The organism is Sandaracinus amylolyticus (assembly GCF_000737325.1).
In the GTDB taxonomy this organism is placed as follows: Bacteria; Myxococcota_A; Polyangia; order Polyangiales; family Sandaracinaceae; genus Sandaracinus; species Sandaracinus amylolyticus.
Genome location: NZ_CP011125.1, coordinates 8,553,325 through 8,571,073, shown reverse-complemented (window position 1 = coordinate 8,571,073; position 17,749 = coordinate 8,553,325). Strand labels below are relative to the sequence as shown.

Here is a 17,749-nt window from a genome sequence, read left to right as displayed (position 1 = left end):
GTCTCTCCCACCTCGCCGCGTAGGGATCAGTCCCTACACGGCGCGGGCACGATCGCGGTACCTTCGCCGGCGATGCCTCACGCTGCCGGCGCTTCTGCCGCTCCACCGATCGTCGTAGCATCGCGAAACGCTGCTGGGAGCAGAGCGTTGGGCACGCTGATCGAAGCCAGAGGACGTCGCTTCGGACGGTACGTACTGCTCGGCCACCTCGCCGACGGCGGGATGGCGAGCGTCTATCTCGCGCAGCTCCGCGGGAACAACCAATTCGCGAAGTGGGCCGCGCTCAAGGTCGTCCATCCGCGGCACGCCGGCAACGACCGCTTCCGGAAGATGTTCATCACGGAAGCGCGCATCGTCGCGCAGATCGATCACCCGAACGTCGCGACGGTGTTCGACTGCGGCGAGGACAGCGGCACGTACTACCTCGCGATGGAGTACCTGAGCGGGCAGACCTTGCGGAAGGTCGCCCAGCAGGCGGTGCTCCGCGATCGTCCGGTGCCGCTGCCGCTCGCGGCGCGCATCGTCGCGGACGCGGCGAGCGGCCTGCACGCGGCGCACGAACTCAAGAACGAGCACGGCGAGAGCGCCGGGATCGTCCACCGCGACGTGTCGCCCCACAACATCTTCGTGCTCTACGGCGGTGGCACGAAGGTCATGGACTTCGGCATCGCGTTCTCGAACGAGCGCAGCGACGACGAGCACACGGAGATCGACGAGCTCAAGGGGAAGATCGCGTACATGTCCCCGGAGCAGCTGCAGCGATTCCCGATCGATCGCCGCAGCGACGTGTTCTCGCTGGGCATCGTGCTGTGGGAGCTCGTCACCGGCAGCCGTCTGTTCAAGCGCCGCACCGAGGGCGAGGTCGCGCTCGCGCTCATGCGCGGCGAGATCGAGGCGCCCTCGACGGTGCGCCACGAGTGCCCGCCCGAGCTCGATCGCATCGTGCTCAAGGCGCTCGCGAAGAAGCCCGAGGATCGCTACGAGACCGCGGCGGACTTCGCGGCCGACCTCGAGGAGTTCATCATCTCGACGGGCCGTGCGGCGGGCGCGCAGATGGTGCGCGAGTACATGCACGAGCTCTTCGCCGACGAGATCGAGGAGCACTCGACCTCGCTGCGCAAGGCGAGCGAGATCGTGAAGCAGGTCGAGTCGTCGGAGCACGAGCTCACGACGACGACGACCTCGCAGGACGTGCCGACGATCGAGATCGCGTCGGTGCGTCCGCCCGCTGCGCCGGAGCGCGGCTCGCGGCCGCTCGTGTGGCTGGTCGCGGGCGTGGTGATCGCGGCGTCGGGTCTCGGCGTGTGGCGCGCGCTGCAGTGGGCCGACGCGGCGAACGCGAGCGCGGCGAGCGGGGCGAGCGAGGTCCACGTCGCGAGCCCGCCGCCCGAGACGTCGCCCGAGGCCGCCGCTCCGGCAGCGCCCCAGGTCACCGACGAGGTCGCCGCGAGCGCGGCCGACGTCGAGGCGGCGCGCGACGACGATCCCGAAGCGCCGCAGCTCGCGGCCGACGGGCCGAGCGACGTGCGGGCTCGACGGCCACGTGCGCGCGGTGGCGCGCAGCGGAGCCCGGTGAGCAGCGCGCCGGCGGCTGCGCCGGTCGTGCGCGAAGCGCCGCGCGAGGAGCGCGTCGAGCGTGCCCCGAGCGCGCCGGCGGCGTCGGGCGGACCGCGCCCGATGACCGAGTTCGAGTGATCGACTGACCCTCGCGACGCGCGCTCGCGCGGCCCCGCGGGGGGCTACACCCGGCGCAGCCGGCGCAGCACCGCGACCTTCGCGCCCCCGGAGACCGGATCGCGCGGCGGCAGCGACGTCACGAGCCGCTCGATCACCGGCATCGCGTGGATGAGCGCCGCGTCGGCGTGCAGCTCCGAGAACGGCGCGTCGAACACCAGCACGACGCGGTAGATGTTCGCGAAGGACCGCACCAGCGCGTGCATCCCCTCGGCGCGCGGCTCCGCGCTCGCGCCCTCGGACTCGCGCACCGCGGCCACCGCGCGCATCGCGAGCAGGTGCGCGCGATCGAGCACACGACGACCGAGCTCGCGCACGCGCTCGACGTCGCGCGCCAGCGCGGCGGCGTCCGACGCGCCCGCCTTCTGGAGCTCGCCGCGCACCTCGTCGGGCTCGCGCTTGAAGAGCGCCAGCGGGTCGAGCCCCAGCGCCTCCACCGCGGCCGCGATGCGCGTGACCCACGTCGCCTCGTCGACGTCCTCGGGCCCGTGGGGCACGAGCGAGCTGCCCCAGATCACCGGCGACGCGTCGTCGACCACCAGCGCGCCCAGCGCGCGCGCCCGCTGCGCCAGCAGGTCGAGCGCGTCGTCGAGCTCGTGGCCCGCGCCCACGCGCGGCGGCGGAGGAGGGCTCGCCTCCTCGCGCGTGCCGAGGCTCGCGAACGACTCGAGCAGCGCGCGCAGCTTCACCCGCTTGTCGTCGAGCTCCACGGGCGGCGCGTCGTACACCGCGACCACGCGGATGCCGCCCGGCATCGTCCCCCAGATGACGTCGGGCCCCGGGTCGCGCCCTCCGATCTCGCCGCGCACGTCGTCCGCTTCGAGCTCGCGCCGGACGACTTCGAGGAAGCGGAGCAGCGCCTTCATGGGAGCGCGCATCGTACACCGATCGCGCGATCGACGCCCGGATCGTGCCGCACGCTTGCGGCGAGCGGGGCGGGGCTCCTACGTTTCGCCACGTGCGCTGCCTTCTCGTGATCGTCGGGTCCCTGTTCGCGCTCGGCTGCGGCTCGGCGGTGATGGCATCGCGGGCACCGGAGCCCGCGCGCTCGGGCGACGTCGTCGGGCCCACCTCGCGCGCCGAGATCGAGGCCGCGCTGCCCGCGTGGCGCGACGCGATCGCGTCCGCCGACGTCGAGGAAGACACCGCGCGTGCCCTCGCGAGCGTCCCGCCCGGCGCGCACGTCGACGTGTATCTCGGCACGTGGTGCGGCGACTCGCGCCGCGAGATCACGCGGCTGTTCCGCGCGCTCGAGGTCGCGCCCGAGCCGCATCCGTTCACGATCTCGTTCGTCGGGGTGGATCGCGCGAAGCGCGCGCCGGAGCTCCCCGCAGATCTGGGGCTGCGCTACGTGCCGACGATCGTCGTGCGGCGCGACGGCGCCGAGGTCGGGCGCATCGTCGAGAGCGCGCCGCGCGGCATCGAGCGCGAGCTGCTCGATCTGCTGAGCGGCGCACGCGCGGGCGTGATCACCGCGCGCAGCGACCTGTGATCTCGAGCGACGCGGTGCGCGCGCGGCTCGCGGAGCACGTCACCGAGCTCGGCGAGGGCGCGTGGATCACGCTGGCGCGCGAGGCGGTGGAGGAGCCCGACGCGCTCGCGGCGCGGATCGTGGAGAGCTCGCCGCTCGGTGCCGAGACGCTGCGCATCGGCGCGCGCGAGGTGCTCACGCCGCGGCGCACCGCGTGGCACGGCGATCCGGGGCGCGTCTACGCGTACTCGGGGCGCACCTTCGAGCCCGCGCCGTGGACGGCGCCGCTCGTCGAGATCCGAGATCGCGTGGAGGCGCTCACCGGCGTGCGCTTCGACTCGGTGCTGGTGAACGAGTACCGCGACGGGCGCGACTCGATGGGCTGGCATTCGGACGACGAGCCCGAGCTCGGCCCGCACGCGCCCGACGACGTGCTGATCGCGTCGGTGTCGCTCGGCGCGCATCGCCGCTTCCTGCTGCGACACCGCCGGCGCGGCGAGACCCACGAGCTCCCGCTCGGGCACGGCGATCTGCTGGTGATGGGCGGCACCACGCAGCGGCGCTGGCAGCACTCGGTGCCGAAGACCGCGAAGCCGGTGGGCGCGCGCGTGAGCCTCACGTTCCGGCTCGTTCGTCCCCGTCCTGCGTGAGCACGCCGCGACTAGATGTCGACCGCGCCCATGCGGGACGCGGACGAGAGCGCCATCGGCGGGACGCGGGTCGTGCACGCGCGCGTGCCCGGGCGCGTGCGCCTCGCGATCGGCGCGATCCGTCGTCGCGGGGACGAGGCACGACGCGTCGAGGCGTGCGCGCGCGCGCTTCCCGGCGTGCACGCTGCGCGCGCCCGGGCGCACACGGGCGCGCTGCTGATCGAGTTCGATCCCGCGCGCACGAGCATCTCCGCGATCGTCGGCGCGCTGCGCGTGAGCGCGCCCGAGCGTCACGCGCCGGGCGTCACGCGCGTCGGCCCGTTGCACGCGCTCGCGTCGGCGCTGCGCGCTCGCTCGCTGATCGACGACACGTGGGAGATCGATCTCGTCGCGCTCGGGCGTGCGCTCGCCGCGTCCGCGCCCGCGTCGGCTGCGCCCGTCGCGCCGGCGCCGAGCACCGCGCCCGCATGGCACGCGATGTCCGCGCAGGACGTGCTCGCCGAGGTCGGGAGCTCCGAGCGCGGGCTCGACGACGCCGAAGCGAGCGCGCGCGGCGAGCACGACGGGCCCAACGCGCTCCGCGCCGAGACGCGCCGATCGGAGCTCGCGATCTTCGTCGCGCAGCTTCGGAGCGGGCCCGTCGCGCTGCTCGCGGGCTCGGCGCTCCTCTCGGTCGCGACCGGCGGCCTCGCCGACGCGGGCGTGATCGCGCTCGTCGTCGCGGCGAACGCGGGCATCGGATGGCTCACCGAGAGCCGCGCCGAGCGCACGCTCGGAGAGCTCGGACGCACCGGTCCGCGGCGCGCGCGCGTGCTGCGCAAGGGCGCGGTCGTCGAGGTCGACGCCGAGGCGCTGGTCGTGGGCGACGTGCTGGTGCTCGCCGCGGGCACGCTGCTCGCGGCCGACGCGCGCGTGATCGCGGCGGACGCGCTTTTCGTTGACGAGTCGTCGCTCACGGGCGAGAGCGCACCGGTCGAGAAGCGCGCGATCGAGAGTGAGCGCGAGGACGTCCCGCTCGCCGATCGACACGCGATGGTGTTCCGCGGCACCGTCATCACCGGAGGGAGCGCGCACGCGGTGGTGATCGCGATCGGCGACGCGACCGAGATCGGCCGCATCCGCGCGCTCGCCGCGGAGATCGGCGCGCACGAGACGCCGATGCAGCGCGAGCTGCGCGAGCTCGGGGCGAAGCTGGTGTGGACCGCGAGCGCGGTCTGCGCGGGCGTGCTCGGCGTGTCGCTGCTGCGCGGCCACACGCTGCGCCAGGCGCTCACGAGCTCGATCTCGCTCGCGGTCGCCGCGGTGCCCGAGGGGCTGCCGACCGTCGCGATCACGACGCTCGCGCTCGGCGTGCGGCGCATGCGCGAGCACGGCGTGCTGGTGCGCCAGCTCCACGCGGTCGAAGCGCTCGGCTCGGTGCAGACGCTCTGCCTCGACAAGACCGGGACCATCACCGAGAACCGCATGTCGGTGGAGCAGGTCTGCGTCGCCGGGCGCTGCGTGCGCGCGGGCGATGCGACGCTCGGCGACCACGACGTGCGCGCTCTGCTCGAAGCGCTCGCGCTGAACAACGAGGTCGAGCTCGATCACGCGCCCGACGGCACGCCGGTGCTCGTCGGGTCACCGACCGAGACCGCGCTGGTGCGGCTCGCGCTCGACCGCGGGCTCGACGTCGCGGCGCTCCGCGCGGAGCGACCGATCGAGCGCGTCCGTCCGCGCAGCGAGGGTCGCGGCACGATGGCGACGCGGCACGGCGCGTTGCTCGTGGTGAAGGGAAGGCCGTCGGAGGTGCTCGCAGCGTCTGCCCGGCGGCTGCGCGACGGCCAGGAAGAGGCGCTCGACGAAGCGGCGCGCGCCGCGCTCGAGCGAGCCAACGCGACGCTCGCGGGGGAGGGCCATCGCGTGCTCGCGCTCGCGCGGCGCGCGCTCGCGGACGACGACGATCCGGACGACGAGCGCGATCTGGTGCACCTCGGGCTCGTCGCGATGTCCGATCCGCCGCGCGAAGGGCTCGAGGCGCTGATGCGCACGTTCCATCGCGCGCGCATCGAGACCGCGATGATCACCGGCGATCAGCCCGCGACCGCGCACGCGATCGCGAAGCGCGTCGGCCTCGCGCACGAAGGGCGCGTCGATCTCCTCGACGCGACGCGCATCGACGCGATGGATCCCGCGCTGCTGCGCGCGCTCGCGCCGCGGGTGCAGGTGTTCGCGCGGGTCAGCCCCTCGCAGAAGCTCGCGATCGTTCGCGCGCTGCAGGAGGGCGGGCGCATCGTCGCGATGACCGGCGACGGAGTGAACGACGCGCCGGCGCTGCGCGCCGCGAACGTCGGCGTCGCGATGGGGCGCGCGGGGAGCGACGCGGCGCGCGAGCTCGCGGACGTCGTGCTCCTCGACGATCGCCTCGAGACGATGGCGATCGCGATCGAGCACGGCCGCGCGATCCACGACGACGTCGCGAAGGCGGTGCGCTTCGTCGTGGCGACGAACGCGAGCGAGATCCTGCTGACCGCGATCGGCGTGGCGAGCGGCCTCGGCGAGCCGCTCACGCCGCTGCAGCTGCTGTGGCTGAACGTGCTCACCGACGTGCTCCCCGAGCTCGCGCTCGCGATCGAGCCTCCCGAGCGCGACGTGCTCGGACGCCCGCCGCGCGATCCCGACGCGCCGATGTTCGGTGGTCGCGAGCTCGGACGCGTCGCGATCGAAGGCGGCGTGATCACCGCGTCGGCGCTCGCGTCGTTCGTGTGGGCGCGCACCCGCTGGGGCCCGGGCCCGCGCGCGAGCTCGTTCGCGTTCGCGAGCCTGTCTGCGAGCCAGCTCGTGCACGCGGTGCACGCGCGCTCGACGCGCCACGTGATCTGGGATCGCGAGCGCCTGCCGCCCAACCGCGCGGTGCCGCTGACGATCGCGGGCTCGCTCGCGCTGCAGATGGCGGCGGAGCGGCTGCCGCTCGTTCGTCGCGTGCTCGGGACCGCGCCGATCGGGCCCGGGGGTTGGCTCGTCGCGCTGGGCAGCGCGGCTGCGACGCTGCTGACGAACGAGGCGCTGAAGGCGCGCTGGCGCCGCGACGAAGAAGAGTGAGGACGTCATGCAGTCGGGCTTCGTGTTCTCGTCGGAGTCGGTGAGCGAGGGACACCCCGACAAGCTCTGCGATCGCATCAGCGACGCGGTGGTCGGGCACTACCTGCGCCTCGATCCCCGGGCGCGCGTCGTCGCCGAGTGCGCCATCTCCACCGGCATCGTGTTCGTGAGCGTGCGCGCGCGCTCGCGCGCCAGCTCGGTCGACGTCGTCGACGTCGTGCGCGCGACGATCCGCGGCATCGGGTATCGCGACCCCGCGCTCGACGCCGATCGCTGCGCCGTGATGACGAGCATCGCCGAGGTCCCGCCCGCGTGGCGATCCGGAGAGCGCGTGAGCCCGCCGCTCGACGACGACGAGATCGACGAGCTGACCGCGCAGGATCAAGCGACGGTCTTCGGCTACGCGTGCCGTCAGACGCCCGAGCTGATGCCGCTCCCGATCGCGCTCGCGCACGCGCTGGTACGCCGCATGGACGTGCTCCGTCATCGCGGCGATCTCCCCGAGCTCGACGCCGACGCGAAGGTGCAGGTGAGCATCGAGTACGCGGAGCGCCGCCCGCGGCGCGTGCACGCGATCACGTTGCTCGCGAGCCAGCAGAGCGACGGCGACGGCCTCACGCGGCGGCTCGAGCGTCATCTTCGCGAGCGCGTGATCGAGCCGGTGTTCGCCGAGCGCGAGATCCGCCCCGACGCGCACACCCGCATCGCGGTGAACCCCGACGGACCGATCGTGCACGGCGGTCCGGCGCACCACGCCGGGCTCACCGGACGCAAGACCGCGGTCGACACCTACGGCGAGTACGCGCGCCACAGCGGCGCGGCGCTCTCCGGCAAAGATCCTTCGCGCATCGATCGCTCGGGCGCGTACGCCGCGCGCCACGCCGCGAAGAACGTCGTCGCCGCCGGGCTCGCGGATCAATGCGAGATCGCGCTCACCTACGGCATCGGTCTCGCCGATCCCGTCAGCGTGCAGGTCGAGACGTGGGGCACCGCGACGATCCCCGAGGACGAGCTCGCCGCGCGCGTGCTGCGCGCCATCGATCTGCGGGTGGGCGCGATCCTGCAGCGGCTCGCGCTGCGTCGCCTCGCGCAGCGCGACGAGCGCGGGTTCTATCCCGCGCTCGCGACGTACGGGCACTTCGGGCGCGAAGATCTGCGCGCGCCCTGGGAGGTGCTCGACGCCGTCGACGCGCTGCGCGCGTCGTGACGTCAGCCGGTGTCGTCGTCCTCGCGATGCTCCACCATCGAGAACGCCTTCGTGAGCATCGAGACGCCCGCCGGCAGGATCGAGCCGCTCGCGACCTGGAAGAGGCCCGCGCCGAGCAGCGCGAAGAACGCGATCGAGTCGAGGCTCCACCGGCCTTGCGTGCGCGCGTGCAGCTCCGCGTCGGTGGCGCGCATCCGCTCGCGGAGCTCGGCGAGCACGTCGCGATCGCCCTGCTCGCGCCACGTGACGAGACCGCTCCGCGTCGCGTGCGCCGCGATGACGTCGAGCTCTCCGTCGTGGCGCACCAGCACGCCTGCCGTGCGGGGATCGGCGCGCACCTCGATCACGCCGGGCGCGGCGCGCAGCGCGTCCGCGAGCCGCTCGAAGAACGCGGCGTCGCCGCGACGCTCGGGCACGCGCAGTCGCGCGCGGCGGCGCGTGCGGTGGACCGCGAACGCGTCGGGCACCCTCACGAGGGCTCGGCTCCGCGCTGTCGCGCTCCGTCTCCGCCGCGGCGTGCGCCGCGACCGCGGGGCTCTTCGCGCGCTTCGATCGCGATCCGCGCGTCCTCGCGGGCTTCGGCGATCAGATCCTCGAGCGCCTCGAGCGCGACCGCGCCGCGCTCGCGCGCGAGCTCCGCGACGACGAAGCCGAGCTTGATCGTCTCGCGCACCAGCGGTCGCGCGATCGCGCCCGCGACCGGCAGCACGAGCGGCGCCGCGAGCACCGCGCCGGCGCCGACTGCGATCCCGATCCACATGTCTCTCTTGCTCATGCGCCCCCGCGAGCACATGGGCGCTCGCGACGCGACGCAGAGACCGAGATCGAGCGTCTCCCGACGCGCACACGCTCACGGAGCGACGTCCGTCTCCTCGCTCGGCACCACGGGCTCGGTCTGCGGCTGCGGCGCCGGGTCCTCGACGACCGAGAACCGCGTCGCGACGTAGAGCGTCACGACCGGTCCGCCGGTCTGTCGCGAGAGCGCGAACATCCCGCCTTCGATCGTCGCCCCGATCCACCAGTCGCGCTCGAACGGATAGTCGATCTCGACCGCGAAGCCCGTGTAGTTGGTCCCGCTCCCGATCCCGCTCGGGCTCTCGTGGTAGCTGCTCTCCGCGCCGTTCCCGATCGAGTGCCATCCGACGAAGCGCACGCGCAGCGAGAGCCCGAAGTCGAACGTGCCGCCGCCCTCGGCGCTCCACGTCGCGACGTGATCGAAGTCGCCGGTGCGCGCGACGTACCCGCCGCTCCCCGCGAGATAGAACCCGTCCCACGCGTAGCCGATCGAGAGCGCGAGCGGGACGTCGAACACGCCGGTGCCCACGCGCAGCGCGCCGATCTGCTCGTGCGGCGGATCGCGCCCGTACACCGGCTGCACCTCGCCGCTCGGCGCGAACGGGAGGCGCACGCCGGCCTCCAGCGCGCTCGCGAAGCGCCCGGCGCGCAGGAACCTCCAGCGCAGTCCGATCGCGGGATCGCCGATCACGGTGTGATCGCGGACGTGCCCGCGCCGCGTGTCTTCGAGCAAGAAGGTCTCGACGACCGGCCAGTGCACCCACGCCGCGAGCCCCGGCACGATCCCGATCTCGCCGTACGCGTTCGCGAAGATCTCGGTGTAGAAGCCGTAGTCGTACGTGCTGCCGTCGCTCGCGACGTAGCCGAACCCGCAGTTGCAGGTCCACTTGAGCCAGAGCTTCAGATACCCGTGCCCTGGCTCCGGCGTCCACGGTCCCGCAGCGGCGCGCGGCGGTGCGACGAACGGAACGGCGAGGACGACGAGCAGCGCGAGCCCCCAGCTCGCGATTCGTTGCGCGCGCACGCTCCGACTCTACTCGGGACGAGTGCCCGGGGCCCGCTGCGTCCGCTATGTTCGCGCGTCCGTGGTCCGTCTCGCCCGAACGTGCTCTCTCGCGCTGGTGCTCGCGTCGTCGCTCGCGGCGTGCGGCCCGCGCGGCGGCTATCCGATCGAGCGCACGATCGGCGGCGAGCGCAGGCTCGGCGTGTTCGTCGGGCCGCACTCGTACGAGCACTTCGTCCGCGGCGAGCTCGCGCGCGAGGCCGGCGACCTGCGGGCGGCCGCCGATCACTACGAGCTCGCGCGCGCCGGCGCGATCGACGACCCGCTGGTGATCGCGCGCCTCGCCGACGTGCGCGATCAGCTCGGTGACCGCGATGCGGCCGAGCGCGCGCTCGACGAGGGCGATCGCCTCGACCCGCGCTCCGAGGCGATCGCCATGGCCCGCGGCGCGATCGCGGAGCGCCACGGCGAGCTCGCGGAAGCGGTCGACGCGTACGCGCGCGCGGTCGAGAGCGGCGAGGGCAGCGAGGAGCCGGTGATCGCGCTCTCGCGCGTGCTGCGCGAGAGCGGCGCGGGCGAGCGCGCCGACGCCGTGCTCGAGCGCTACCTCGCGGAGCACGAAGGCGGCGTCGGGGCCGCGCGCGCGCGCTTGTCGCTCGCGATGGCGCGCGGCGACGCGGCGACCGCGGGGCTCGCCGCGCTCGAGCTCGCGCGTCGCTCGCCGCAGCATCGCGACGAGGTCTCGCGCGCGGCGGAGCAAGCGCTCGAGGCGGGGCATCCGATCCTCGCGTACCGCCTGCTCGCGCTGATGCCCGAGGGCTCGGTGAGCCGCGCGCTGCGGCTGCGGGTGCTGATCGCGGCGGACGCGCGCGCCGAGATCGAGGCGCTGCTCGCGTCGTGGACGCCGGAGCGCCCCGACGAGATGCTCGAGGTCGCGCGCGCGTGGCTGGTGCTCGGCGAGCCCGAGAACGCGGCGGAGCTGGCCGAGACCGCGCTCGCGAGCGGCAGCGGCGCCGATGCGCGCGTCGTGCTCGCGCGCGCCCGCCTGGCGCAAGGCCGGCTCGGTGATGCGGCGACGATCGCCGCGGCGGTGCCCGCGGGCGCGTCGGCGTACGAAGAGGCGCGCGCGATCGTCGCGGACGCGATCACCCAGGGCGGCCTCCCTGCGCTCGCCGACGAGCTCCGCGAAGGGCGCTGACGATCGCAGCGCGCTCAGGGCAGCGACTGCAGCACTTCGTACGCGACCGCCGCCGCCGCGCCCGCAGCCGTCATCACCGCCGTCATCACGCGCGCCGCGCGCACGTCGCCCATGTCGCGACGCAGCGGCACGCCCGCGATCTCCGCGAGCAGGTGCGCGCTGTCGTGCAGGCGCTGCGCGTCCCAGTCCTTCTGCGGCTCGACGCGCATCACGTGCTCGCCCGCTTCGATGCGCAGGAAGCTTCGCCGCCACGACGTCGGCGCGGCGTACACGATGCGTGTGATCGACTCGTACGGCAGCAGCACGCGCTCGCTCGCGAACGTCGTCGCGATCGCGGGTCCGTCGGCGTGCAGCACCAGCGCGCCCTTGCGCGTCCCTTCCGCGCTGCGCACCCGCACCATCGGGCGCGGCGGCGGCTGCAGCAGATAGAAGAGCGCGTAGGGACGCTCGAGCTCGGGGCGCGCGGGCGCCGACGTGCGGAGCGCCTCGATCTGCTGCGCCCACTCGCGGTGCGGTCCGGGCCCGACGTCGAGCTGCAGATAGAGCGCGAACGGCGGCCGCGGATCGGGCAGCGGCAGCGCGAGCTCGAGCCCGATCCAGCCCGGCAGGCGCGCCTCGAACGCGCGTCGCACCGTCTCCAGCGGGATCTCGATGCCGGGCCGCGCCCGCGCCGCGAGCTGCGCGTTGCGATCGCGCGCGCGGCTCAGCAGCCGCGCGATCGGGAACGCGTCGAGCACCGCGGGCTTCACCCGCTCCCACAACGTCGCGAGCGCACGCTGCAGCGGATCGCCGCGCCGCACCTCGCCCATCGCGCCGGGCACGACGATCAGCCGCTGCGACGTGAGCACCGCCGAGCCCTCGAGCCCGCCGAACGCGCCCGGCGACGCGGCGATGCGCACCGGTGCCGCCTTGAACACCGGCTCGCCCGCCGCGAGATCGAGGTCCGGCGTGCTCTCCACGTCGAACACCGTAGCGCTCGCCGCGACCCGTCGCACTCGCGGGCCAACCTGGGCGTGCCGCACTACATTCCGCCCCGTGCGCCGCGCGCTTCCCGAGGAGATCGAGCTCGATCTCGGGCTCGACGAGCCCGACGATCCGATGTCGCTGCGCGCCCGCGCCGCGCGCATCCTGCGCGTCCCGCCCGACGCGCTGCCCCACGTCGCGTTGCGCAAGCGCTCGATCGACGCGCGTGGTGGGCGCGTGCGCTTCCACGTCGTGCTCGGCCTGCGTGAGCCGAGCGACACGATCGCGCTCGCCGATCCCCAGCCGAACGACGTGCGCGGCGAGCCGCGCGTCGTGATCGTCGGCGACGGACCGTGTGGTCTCTTCGCGGCGTACCAGCTCGCGCGCGACGGGATCGCGTGTGTGGTCGTCGATCGCGGCAAGACCGTCCAGCCGCGCCGCCACGACCTGAAGGGCCTGCAGCGCCGCGGCGTCGTCGACCCCGACAGCAACTACTGCTTCGGCGAGGGCGGCGCGGGCACGTACTCCGACGGCAAGCTCTACACGCGCTCGCACAAGCGCGGCCCGGTGCGCGACGTGATGGAGATCCTCGCGCTCCACGGCGCGCCCGAGGACATCCTCGTCGACGCGCGCCCGCACATCGGCTCGAACAAGCTGCCCAAGGTCGTCTCCGGGATCCGCGAGCGCCTCGAGCAGCATGGCGTGCGCTTCGAGTTCGGCGCGAAGGTCGTCGACCTGATCACGACGCCGCACGGCCGACACCGTCGCGTCACCGGCGTGCGGCTCGACGACGGTCGCGAGCTCGGCGCGGACGCGGTGGTGATGGCGACCGGGCACTCCGCGCGCGACGTGTTCGAGCTGCTGCTGCGCGCGGGCGTGACCCTCGAGGCGAAGCCGTTCGCGCTCGGCGTGCGCATCGAGCACCCGCAGCCGCTGATCGATCGCATCCAGTACGGGCGCGACTTCGAGCACCCGAAGCTCCCCGCGGCCTCCTACAAGATCGTGCAGCAGGTCGAGGAGCGCGGTGTCTTCTCGTTCTGCATGTGCCCCGGCGGATGGATCGTGCCCGCGTCGACCGAGCCCGACGGGCTCGTGGTCAACGGCATGAGCCTCTCGCGGCGCGACTCGCCCTACGCGAACTCGGGGCTCGTGGTGTCGTGCGAGGTCGAGGACTGGGAGCGCGCCGGCTTCCGCGGCCCGCTCGGCGGCGTCGAGCTCCAGCGCACGATCGAGCGCGCCGCGATGCAGGCGGGCAACGGCATGCTCAAGGCGCCCGCGACGCGCGCCACCGACTTCGTGCGCGGCCACGCATCGAGCAGCGCGCCGTCGTCGAGCTACCTACCGGGGCTCGAGCCGACGAACGTCGCCGACGTGCTCGACGTCGCGGGCATCTCGTTCAGCAAGCGCTTGCGCGAGGCGCTCGGCGCGTTCGATCGCCGCATGCGCGGCTACGTCGGCGAGGACGCGGTGCTCGTCGGCGTCGAGTCGCGCACCAGCGCGCCGGTGCGCGTGCCGCGCGACCCCGAGACGCTGCTGTCGCCGTCGCTCGACGGGCTCTATCCGGCGGGCGAGGGCGCGGGCTACGCGGGCGGCATCGTGAGCGCGGCGCTCGACGGCATGCGCGTCGCGCACGCGATCGCCGAGCGGCTGCGCATCACGATCAGCGCCTGATCATCGTCCCGGGGCACCTGGGCAGGGCAGCGGGTGTCGCGCCAGCGCGACGTCGTCGAACATCACGTCGCGCACCCCGGCGCGCTCGCCCACCGCGCCGAGCATGAGCCGCCGGAAGCCGCCCTCGGGGATCGTGTCGATCGCGTCCGCGCTCACCAGCGTCCGATCGCCCTCGGAGAGCCTCGCCGCGCCTCCGTCGTCGCGCAGATCGACCTCGAAGCGCAGGCACATCCACTCGTCGCGGCGGATCGTGCCCGCGGCCGTGCCGTTGCGGACCGCGGGGTGCGCCGTCGTCGCGGTGAGCCCGATCGCATCGCCCTGGAGGAGATCGAGCGACACCTTCTGCGTGCCCGCGTCGTTGCCGTCGTCGAGCTGCACGAGCACCACGAACTCGTCGACGTGCGTGCGCGCGCCGATCCGCACCCACACCCGCCCGTGCAGCGATCCCTCGGTCACCGGCGCGAAGTACGTCTCGGCGACCGCGAGCCCGTGGCCCGTGCCCTCCGACGTGACCGCGAGCGCGCCGCCGCGCTCGGGATCGTCGACGACGCGCACGATTGCGTCGCTGTCCGGCTCGATGCGCACGCCCCACCCGCCGAGCGGGCCTTCGAACGCGCCGCACACGATCTCGTCGGTCGCGCACGCCGCATCGAGCGACGCGTCGGACGGGTCGTACCCGACGCGCCCGCACGCGGCGCACCCAAGGAGCGACGAAACCAGCAAGAAACGAAAGCGGTCAGCGATCACGCCGCCTGTTTCTCAGATCAGGCCGGCCTCCGCCTAGGCCTCCCCCGCGAGAAAATGCGTGAGCCCGACCGCGGCGGTAGGCTCGCGTGCGTGAGGCTCAACGTCACGTTCGGTGCGCGCGCGCTCGTCGGCGCGAACGACGGGCTCGACGCCCAGGCCTGCGCCGCGCGCTACGCGGGGCTGCTGCGCGATGCGCTCCGGCGCGACCACCCCGACGCGTCGATCGAGGTGACGTGGAGCGACGATCGCGCGCCGACGCACGTCGACGTGCAGGGCGTCGACGAGGAGCGACGGGCGCGCGCGATCGAGCGCGACGCGCTCGACGTCGCATGGGTCGTCAAGCAGATGGAGCCCTGGGGCGCGTGAGCACGCCCGCGTGGCGTGTCGCGACGTGCCACGGCCCGGCCTCCATCTTGCGAAACCTCCGCGGCGGAGGTGGCAAGCATGCGGAATCGAGCCCTGCTCACGCTCGTGATCGGCGGACTGCTCGCGCTCGGAGGCTGCGGTCGCGAGAGCGACGAGACGCTCTCGGAGGAGCACCGCCAGGACCCCGGCGCGCTCACGCCGACCGAGCGTCAGGAGAACGTCCACGTCCCGAACGAGCTGGACGATCCCGAGATGACGCACACCGGGCAGGGCGAGGACACGCCCCCGGGCACCATCGATCCCGGCACGTACCCGCCGGGCGCGCCGGTGGTCGAGGCCGACCCCGAGCGCTGATCAGAAGTCGCCGAACAGATCGCCGATGCGCACGTCGAGCGCGACGGCGATCTTGTAGAGCGAGCTGATCGACGCGCTCGACTCCGCGCGCTCGATCTGGCTGAGCAGCGACACGCTGAGCGCGGTGCGCCGCGCCATCTGCTTCAGCGTCAGGTTCCGCTCCTTGCGCAGGTTGCGGATCGTCTCGCCGATGTGCCGGTGGAGGTTCTCCTCCGGCGTGCGGATGAGACCCTTCTTGCGCATCACGCGGTCGAGCACCGCGCGGAACTCTTCGGGGTTGAAGGGCTTCCGCAGGTAGTCGACGGCGTCGAGCTTCATCGCCTGCACGGCGGAGTCGAGGCTCGGATAGCCGGTGAAGATGACGACCGCGATGTCCGAGTCGACCTTGCGGATGCGCTTGAGGACGTCGAGCCCGTCCATCTTCGGCATCATCAAGTCGAGCACGACGAGGTGGTAACCGCCGATGCGGACCTCTTCCTCGACGTGTGTCGGATCGTTCTTCGCGGTGACCTGGAAACCGTCCTTCGCGAGGAAGGTCTCCATGTAGTCGCAGATCTCCTTGTCGTCGTCGACGACGAGGACCTTGACCGCAGGAATCGGCTTGCTCACTCCGCCCTCCCTCGAAAAGCCGTTCAGGTCGAGAAGACAAGAAGCGGCCGCCCCCGCCGAGACGGCAGGACAGAAACGCTCGAGGCGGCGGTGGCCCTCCGTTTCAGCCCCGCCTCGGGCGGGCCCACGGAGCGGCCGGGTCGAACCCGTCGAAAGGGGGCTGGAGCCACCCCCCGGAAGACGACCCGCGGTGCGACCGGGGTCGAGGGAGGCGAGCCCCCCTAGGAAACGACCCGCGGAGCGGCCGGGGTCGAGAGGGGGGTGGAACCCCCCGGGGAGAAAGAGAGTCGGGGCGAAAGGATTTGAACCTTCGACTCCACGGTCCCGAACCGTGTGCGCTACCAGGCTGCGCTACGCCCCGGTGAAAGAACGGCGGTTTACCTACCCGGCAAAGCTCGTGGTGTCAAGTGTGGCTGTACTCACGGCTGAGAAGAATTCGATCTGCCGTTGGAAAGCCGGGGTCCCGAAGCGCGGAGCGGATCAGAAGTAGAGCGCCGATCCGAGGTGCAGCGAGATCTCGTGCACCTGCGTGTCCACCTCGACGATCGAGATGCCCTCGCCCATCTCGGGCATCGTGTCGAACTGCAGGCCGCCGATGCGCCCGACGCCGACCGCGTAGCGGAGCGCGAACGTGTTCACGAACACGATGTCCGCGGCGTTCTCGCCCTCGCCGAGGCGATGCGGGTTCCGCAGCTCGAGGCCGTACGTCCCGCCGAAGAAGTCGAGCTGAGTCTGTCCGTAGTCGCCCACCGCGCGCGTCGCGTCGAGATCCGTGAACAGGCCCGCGCCCATCGAGATCGTGCCGTCGATCTGCACGCGACCGCCGATGCGCACGCCGCCGACCCACTCGCGGTCCACGCCGATCCCGGGGCGCACCAGCGCGTGCTGCACGTCGCCGTCGATCCCGATCCAGCCGCCGTCCCAGCGATACGCGAGCCCGACGCGCAGCCGCGCGGGCGTGACCATGTCGATGCGCGGCTCGAGCCCGCTGCCGTCGGAGATGTCGAGCTCGAGGTCGTCGGGGCCCGCGGCGAAGCTCGACGACGTGACGCGATAGAGCGAGCCGAGCAGCAGACCTGGAGAGCGGAGCGACGCGCCGAAGAGCACGCCCGGGACGATCTCCCACTGGATCCCGGCGCCGACCTCGATGCTGACGCTCTGGATCGACGTGAGGCTCGCGACGCCGAACGCGACGAGGTCCTCGCCGCCGCGCTCCGCGCCGCCGAAGAACTGGGTGGTCAGCGCGAACTGGCGGTAGGTGCCGTAGAGCGTCACGCCGATGCGCACGTTCGGCGCGAGCGCGACGCCGAGCGTGATGCCGCCGTAGTAGGTCGAGCTCGACTCCTGCTGCGTGAGCTGGAAGCGCGCGAGGTAGTCGGGCGTGAGCTCCTCGAGGCCGACACGATCGGTGTGGCCCGTGAGCTGCGGCACGAAGATGCCGAGGCCGAGCGACGTGATGCAGTCGAGGCGGCGCACCAGCGTCACGGCGCTCGGGATGCCGAGGAACTCGTAGTAGCCGCCGTTCGCCTGCGCGCCGGTCGCGGAGCGGAGCAGGCCGGGCGTGTCGGCGATGCGCAGCATCGTCGCGCTGCCGCTCAGATCCAGCGTGTCGCGATCGACGGCGGCGATGCCGGCGGGGTTGTACCAGGTCGCCGATCCGTCGCTGACGACCGCGCTCACCGCGCCGCCGGCCATCGCGGCCTCGTTGCCGAGCAGCACCGCGTCGTCGTTGCCGGCGCGGGCGCGCGATGGGGCGATCAGGGCGAGCACGACGAGCGCGGCAGCGAGGGCAGGGCGCATGGGAGCGGCATCGTCGGACGCGGCTCGCGCGCCCGCAAGCGACGGTTCCTTGCGTTCCGGGGCCCCAGCCTCTAGCCCTGGGCCGCCGGTGCGGACGTCA

Annotated in this window: 17 protein-coding genes and 1 tRNA gene; 9 read left to right on the top strand and 9 right to left on the bottom strand. The window is 73.4% G+C overall.

The window, feature by feature from the left end:
* The first annotated feature begins 147 nt into the window (after positions 1-147).
* The gene (locus DB32_RS36120; protein ID WP_053237211.1) at positions 148-1,695 is read left to right on the top strand and encodes a serine/threonine-protein kinase; all 1,548 of its coding nucleotides are present in this window, start codon (positions 148-150) and stop codon (positions 1,693-1,695) included.
* A 44-nt stretch (positions 1,696-1,739) separates the two neighbouring features.
* On the opposite strand, the gene DB32_RS36115 is transcribed toward DB32_RS36120, so the two are convergent.
* The gene (locus DB32_RS36115) at positions 1,740-2,600 is read right to left on the bottom strand and encodes a hypothetical protein (RefSeq protein ID WP_053237210.1); all 861 of its coding nucleotides are present in this window, start codon (positions 2,598-2,600) and stop codon (positions 1,740-1,742) included.
* A gap of 92 nt (positions 2,601-2,692) precedes the next feature.
* Here DB32_RS36115 and DB32_RS49225 point away from each other — a divergent pair, with 92 nt between their 5' ends.
* The 4 genes from DB32_RS49225 to metK are packed head-to-tail and all read left to right on the top strand — an operon-like array spanning position 2,693 to position 8,143.
* Positions 2,693-3,226 (top strand): thioredoxin family protein, encoded by a 534-nt coding sequence (locus DB32_RS49225; RefSeq protein WP_053237209.1) that lies wholly within the window; start codon positions 2,693-2,695, stop codon positions 3,224-3,226.
* On the top strand, positions 3,223-3,855 hold the full coding sequence (locus DB32_RS49220; RefSeq protein WP_205627105.1) for an alpha-ketoglutarate-dependent dioxygenase AlkB family protein: 633 nt from the start codon (positions 3,223-3,225) through the stop codon (positions 3,853-3,855). Before DB32_RS49225 ends, DB32_RS49220 begins: the two co-directional genes overlap by 4 nt.
* Positions 3,856-3,885: 30 nt before the next feature.
* Positions 3,886-6,936, top strand: a complete 3,051-nt coding sequence (locus DB32_RS36100; RefSeq protein ID WP_169791669.1) for a cation-translocating P-type ATPase — start codon at positions 3,886-3,888, stop codon at positions 6,934-6,936.
* Positions 6,937-6,943: 7 nt separating this feature from the next.
* A complete protein-coding gene (gene metK, locus DB32_RS36095; RefSeq protein ID WP_053237207.1) occupies positions 6,944-8,143 on the top strand; it encodes a methionine adenosyltransferase in 1,200 nt (399 codons plus the stop codon).
* A 2-nt stretch (positions 8,144-8,145) separates the two neighbouring features.
* On the opposite strand, the gene DB32_RS36090 is transcribed toward metK, so the two are convergent.
* From DB32_RS36090 to DB32_RS36080, 3 genes are all read right to left on the bottom strand, one after another.
* Positions 8,146-8,616 carry a hypothetical protein gene (locus DB32_RS36090; RefSeq protein ID WP_157069803.1) on the bottom strand — a complete coding sequence of 157 codons (471 nt, stop codon included), beginning with the start codon at positions 8,614-8,616 and terminating at the stop codon, positions 8,146-8,148.
* Positions 8,613-8,918 carry a DUF5132 domain-containing protein gene (locus DB32_RS36085; RefSeq protein WP_205627104.1) on the bottom strand — a complete coding sequence of 102 codons (306 nt, stop codon included), beginning with the start codon at positions 8,916-8,918 and terminating at the stop codon, positions 8,613-8,615. The genes DB32_RS36090 and DB32_RS36085 overlap by 4 nt, the downstream gene beginning before the upstream one ends.
* A 75-nt stretch (positions 8,919-8,993) precedes the next feature.
* Complete coding sequence (locus DB32_RS36080) at positions 8,994-9,962, bottom strand: hypothetical protein (protein WP_053237204.1); 969 nt, start codon at positions 9,960-9,962, stop codon at positions 8,994-8,996.
* Positions 9,963-10,023: 61 nt separating this feature from the next.
* On the opposite strand from DB32_RS36080, the gene DB32_RS36075 reads away from it, so the two are divergent.
* On the top strand, positions 10,024-11,139 hold the full coding sequence (locus DB32_RS36075) for a tetratricopeptide repeat protein (protein ID WP_157069801.1): 1,116 nt from the start codon (positions 10,024-10,026) through the stop codon (positions 11,137-11,139).
* 14 nt (positions 11,140-11,153) lie between these two features.
* Here the strand turns inward: DB32_RS36075 and DB32_RS36070 are convergent, their stop codons facing one another.
* Complete coding sequence (locus DB32_RS36070; protein ID WP_157069798.1) at positions 11,154-12,098, bottom strand: hypothetical protein; 945 nt, start codon at positions 12,096-12,098, stop codon at positions 11,154-11,156.
* Between the two features lie 76 nt (positions 12,099-12,174).
* Between DB32_RS36070 and DB32_RS36065 the strand changes: the two genes are divergently transcribed.
* Positions 12,175-13,773 carry an NAD(P)/FAD-dependent oxidoreductase gene (locus DB32_RS36065; protein ID WP_205627103.1) on the top strand — a complete coding sequence of 533 codons (1,599 nt, stop codon included), beginning with the start codon at positions 12,175-12,177 and terminating at the stop codon, positions 13,771-13,773.
* On the opposite strand, the gene DB32_RS36060 is transcribed toward DB32_RS36065, so the two are convergent.
* Entirely contained in the window at positions 13,774-14,520 is a 747-nt protein-coding gene (locus DB32_RS36060) for a hypothetical protein (protein WP_157069796.1), read from the bottom strand. It abuts the gene before it with no gap.
* 90 nt (positions 14,521-14,610) lie between these two features.
* Between DB32_RS36060 and DB32_RS36055 the strand changes: the two genes are divergently transcribed.
* Both DB32_RS36055 and DB32_RS36050 read left to right on the top strand, forming a co-directional pair.
* A complete protein-coding gene (locus DB32_RS36055) occupies positions 14,611-14,886 on the top strand; it encodes a hypothetical protein (RefSeq protein ID WP_157069794.1) in 276 nt (91 codons plus the stop codon).
* A 78-nt stretch (positions 14,887-14,964) separates the two neighbouring features.
* Entirely contained in the window at positions 14,965-15,240 is a 276-nt protein-coding gene (locus tag DB32_RS36050) for a hypothetical protein (protein ID WP_157069792.1), read from the top strand.
* Here DB32_RS36050 and DB32_RS36045 read toward each other — a convergent pair whose 3' ends face one another.
* The 3 genes from DB32_RS36045 to DB32_RS47530 form a co-directional block, all read right to left on the bottom strand.
* Positions 15,241-15,849, bottom strand: coding sequence for a response regulator (locus DB32_RS36045; protein WP_075097709.1), 609 nt, complete (start codon positions 15,847-15,849; stop codon positions 15,241-15,243). It abuts the gene before it with no gap.
* A 287-nt stretch (positions 15,850-16,136) separates the two neighbouring features.
* Positions 16,137-16,210: transfer RNA gene (locus DB32_RS36040), tRNA-Pro, on the bottom strand.
* Positions 16,211-16,329: 119 nt separating this feature from the next.
* On the bottom strand, positions 16,330-17,649 hold the full coding sequence (locus DB32_RS47530) for a porin family protein (RefSeq protein WP_053237198.1): 1,320 nt from the start codon (positions 17,647-17,649) through the stop codon (positions 16,330-16,332).
* Between the last annotated feature and the right edge of the window lie 100 nt (positions 17,650-17,749).

What these genes read in the sequence shown, in the direction of transcription:
- metK (WP_053237207.1), top strand. Translation starts at nt 6,944, where the DNA reads ATGCAGTCGGGCTTCGTGTTCTCGTCGGAGTCGGTGAGCGAGGGACAC.
- DB32_RS36100 (WP_169791669.1), top strand. Translation starts at nt 3,886, where the DNA reads ATGCGGGACGCGGACGAGAGCGCCATCGGCGGGACGCGGGTCGTGCAC.
- DB32_RS36085 (WP_205627104.1), bottom strand. Translation starts at nt 8,918, where the DNA reads ATGAGCAAGAGAGACATGTGGATCGGGATCGCAGTCGGCGCCGGCGCG.
- DB32_RS36050 (WP_157069792.1), top strand. Translation starts at nt 14,965, where the DNA reads ATGCGGAATCGAGCCCTGCTCACGCTCGTGATCGGCGGACTGCTCGCG.
- DB32_RS36115 (WP_053237210.1), bottom strand. Translation starts at nt 2,600, where the DNA reads ATGAAGGCGCTGCTCCGCTTCCTCGAAGTCGTCCGGCGCGAGCTCGAA.
- DB32_RS47530 (WP_053237198.1), bottom strand. Translation starts at nt 17,649, where the DNA reads ATGCGCCCTGCCCTCGCTGCCGCGCTCGTCGTGCTCGCCCTGATCGCC.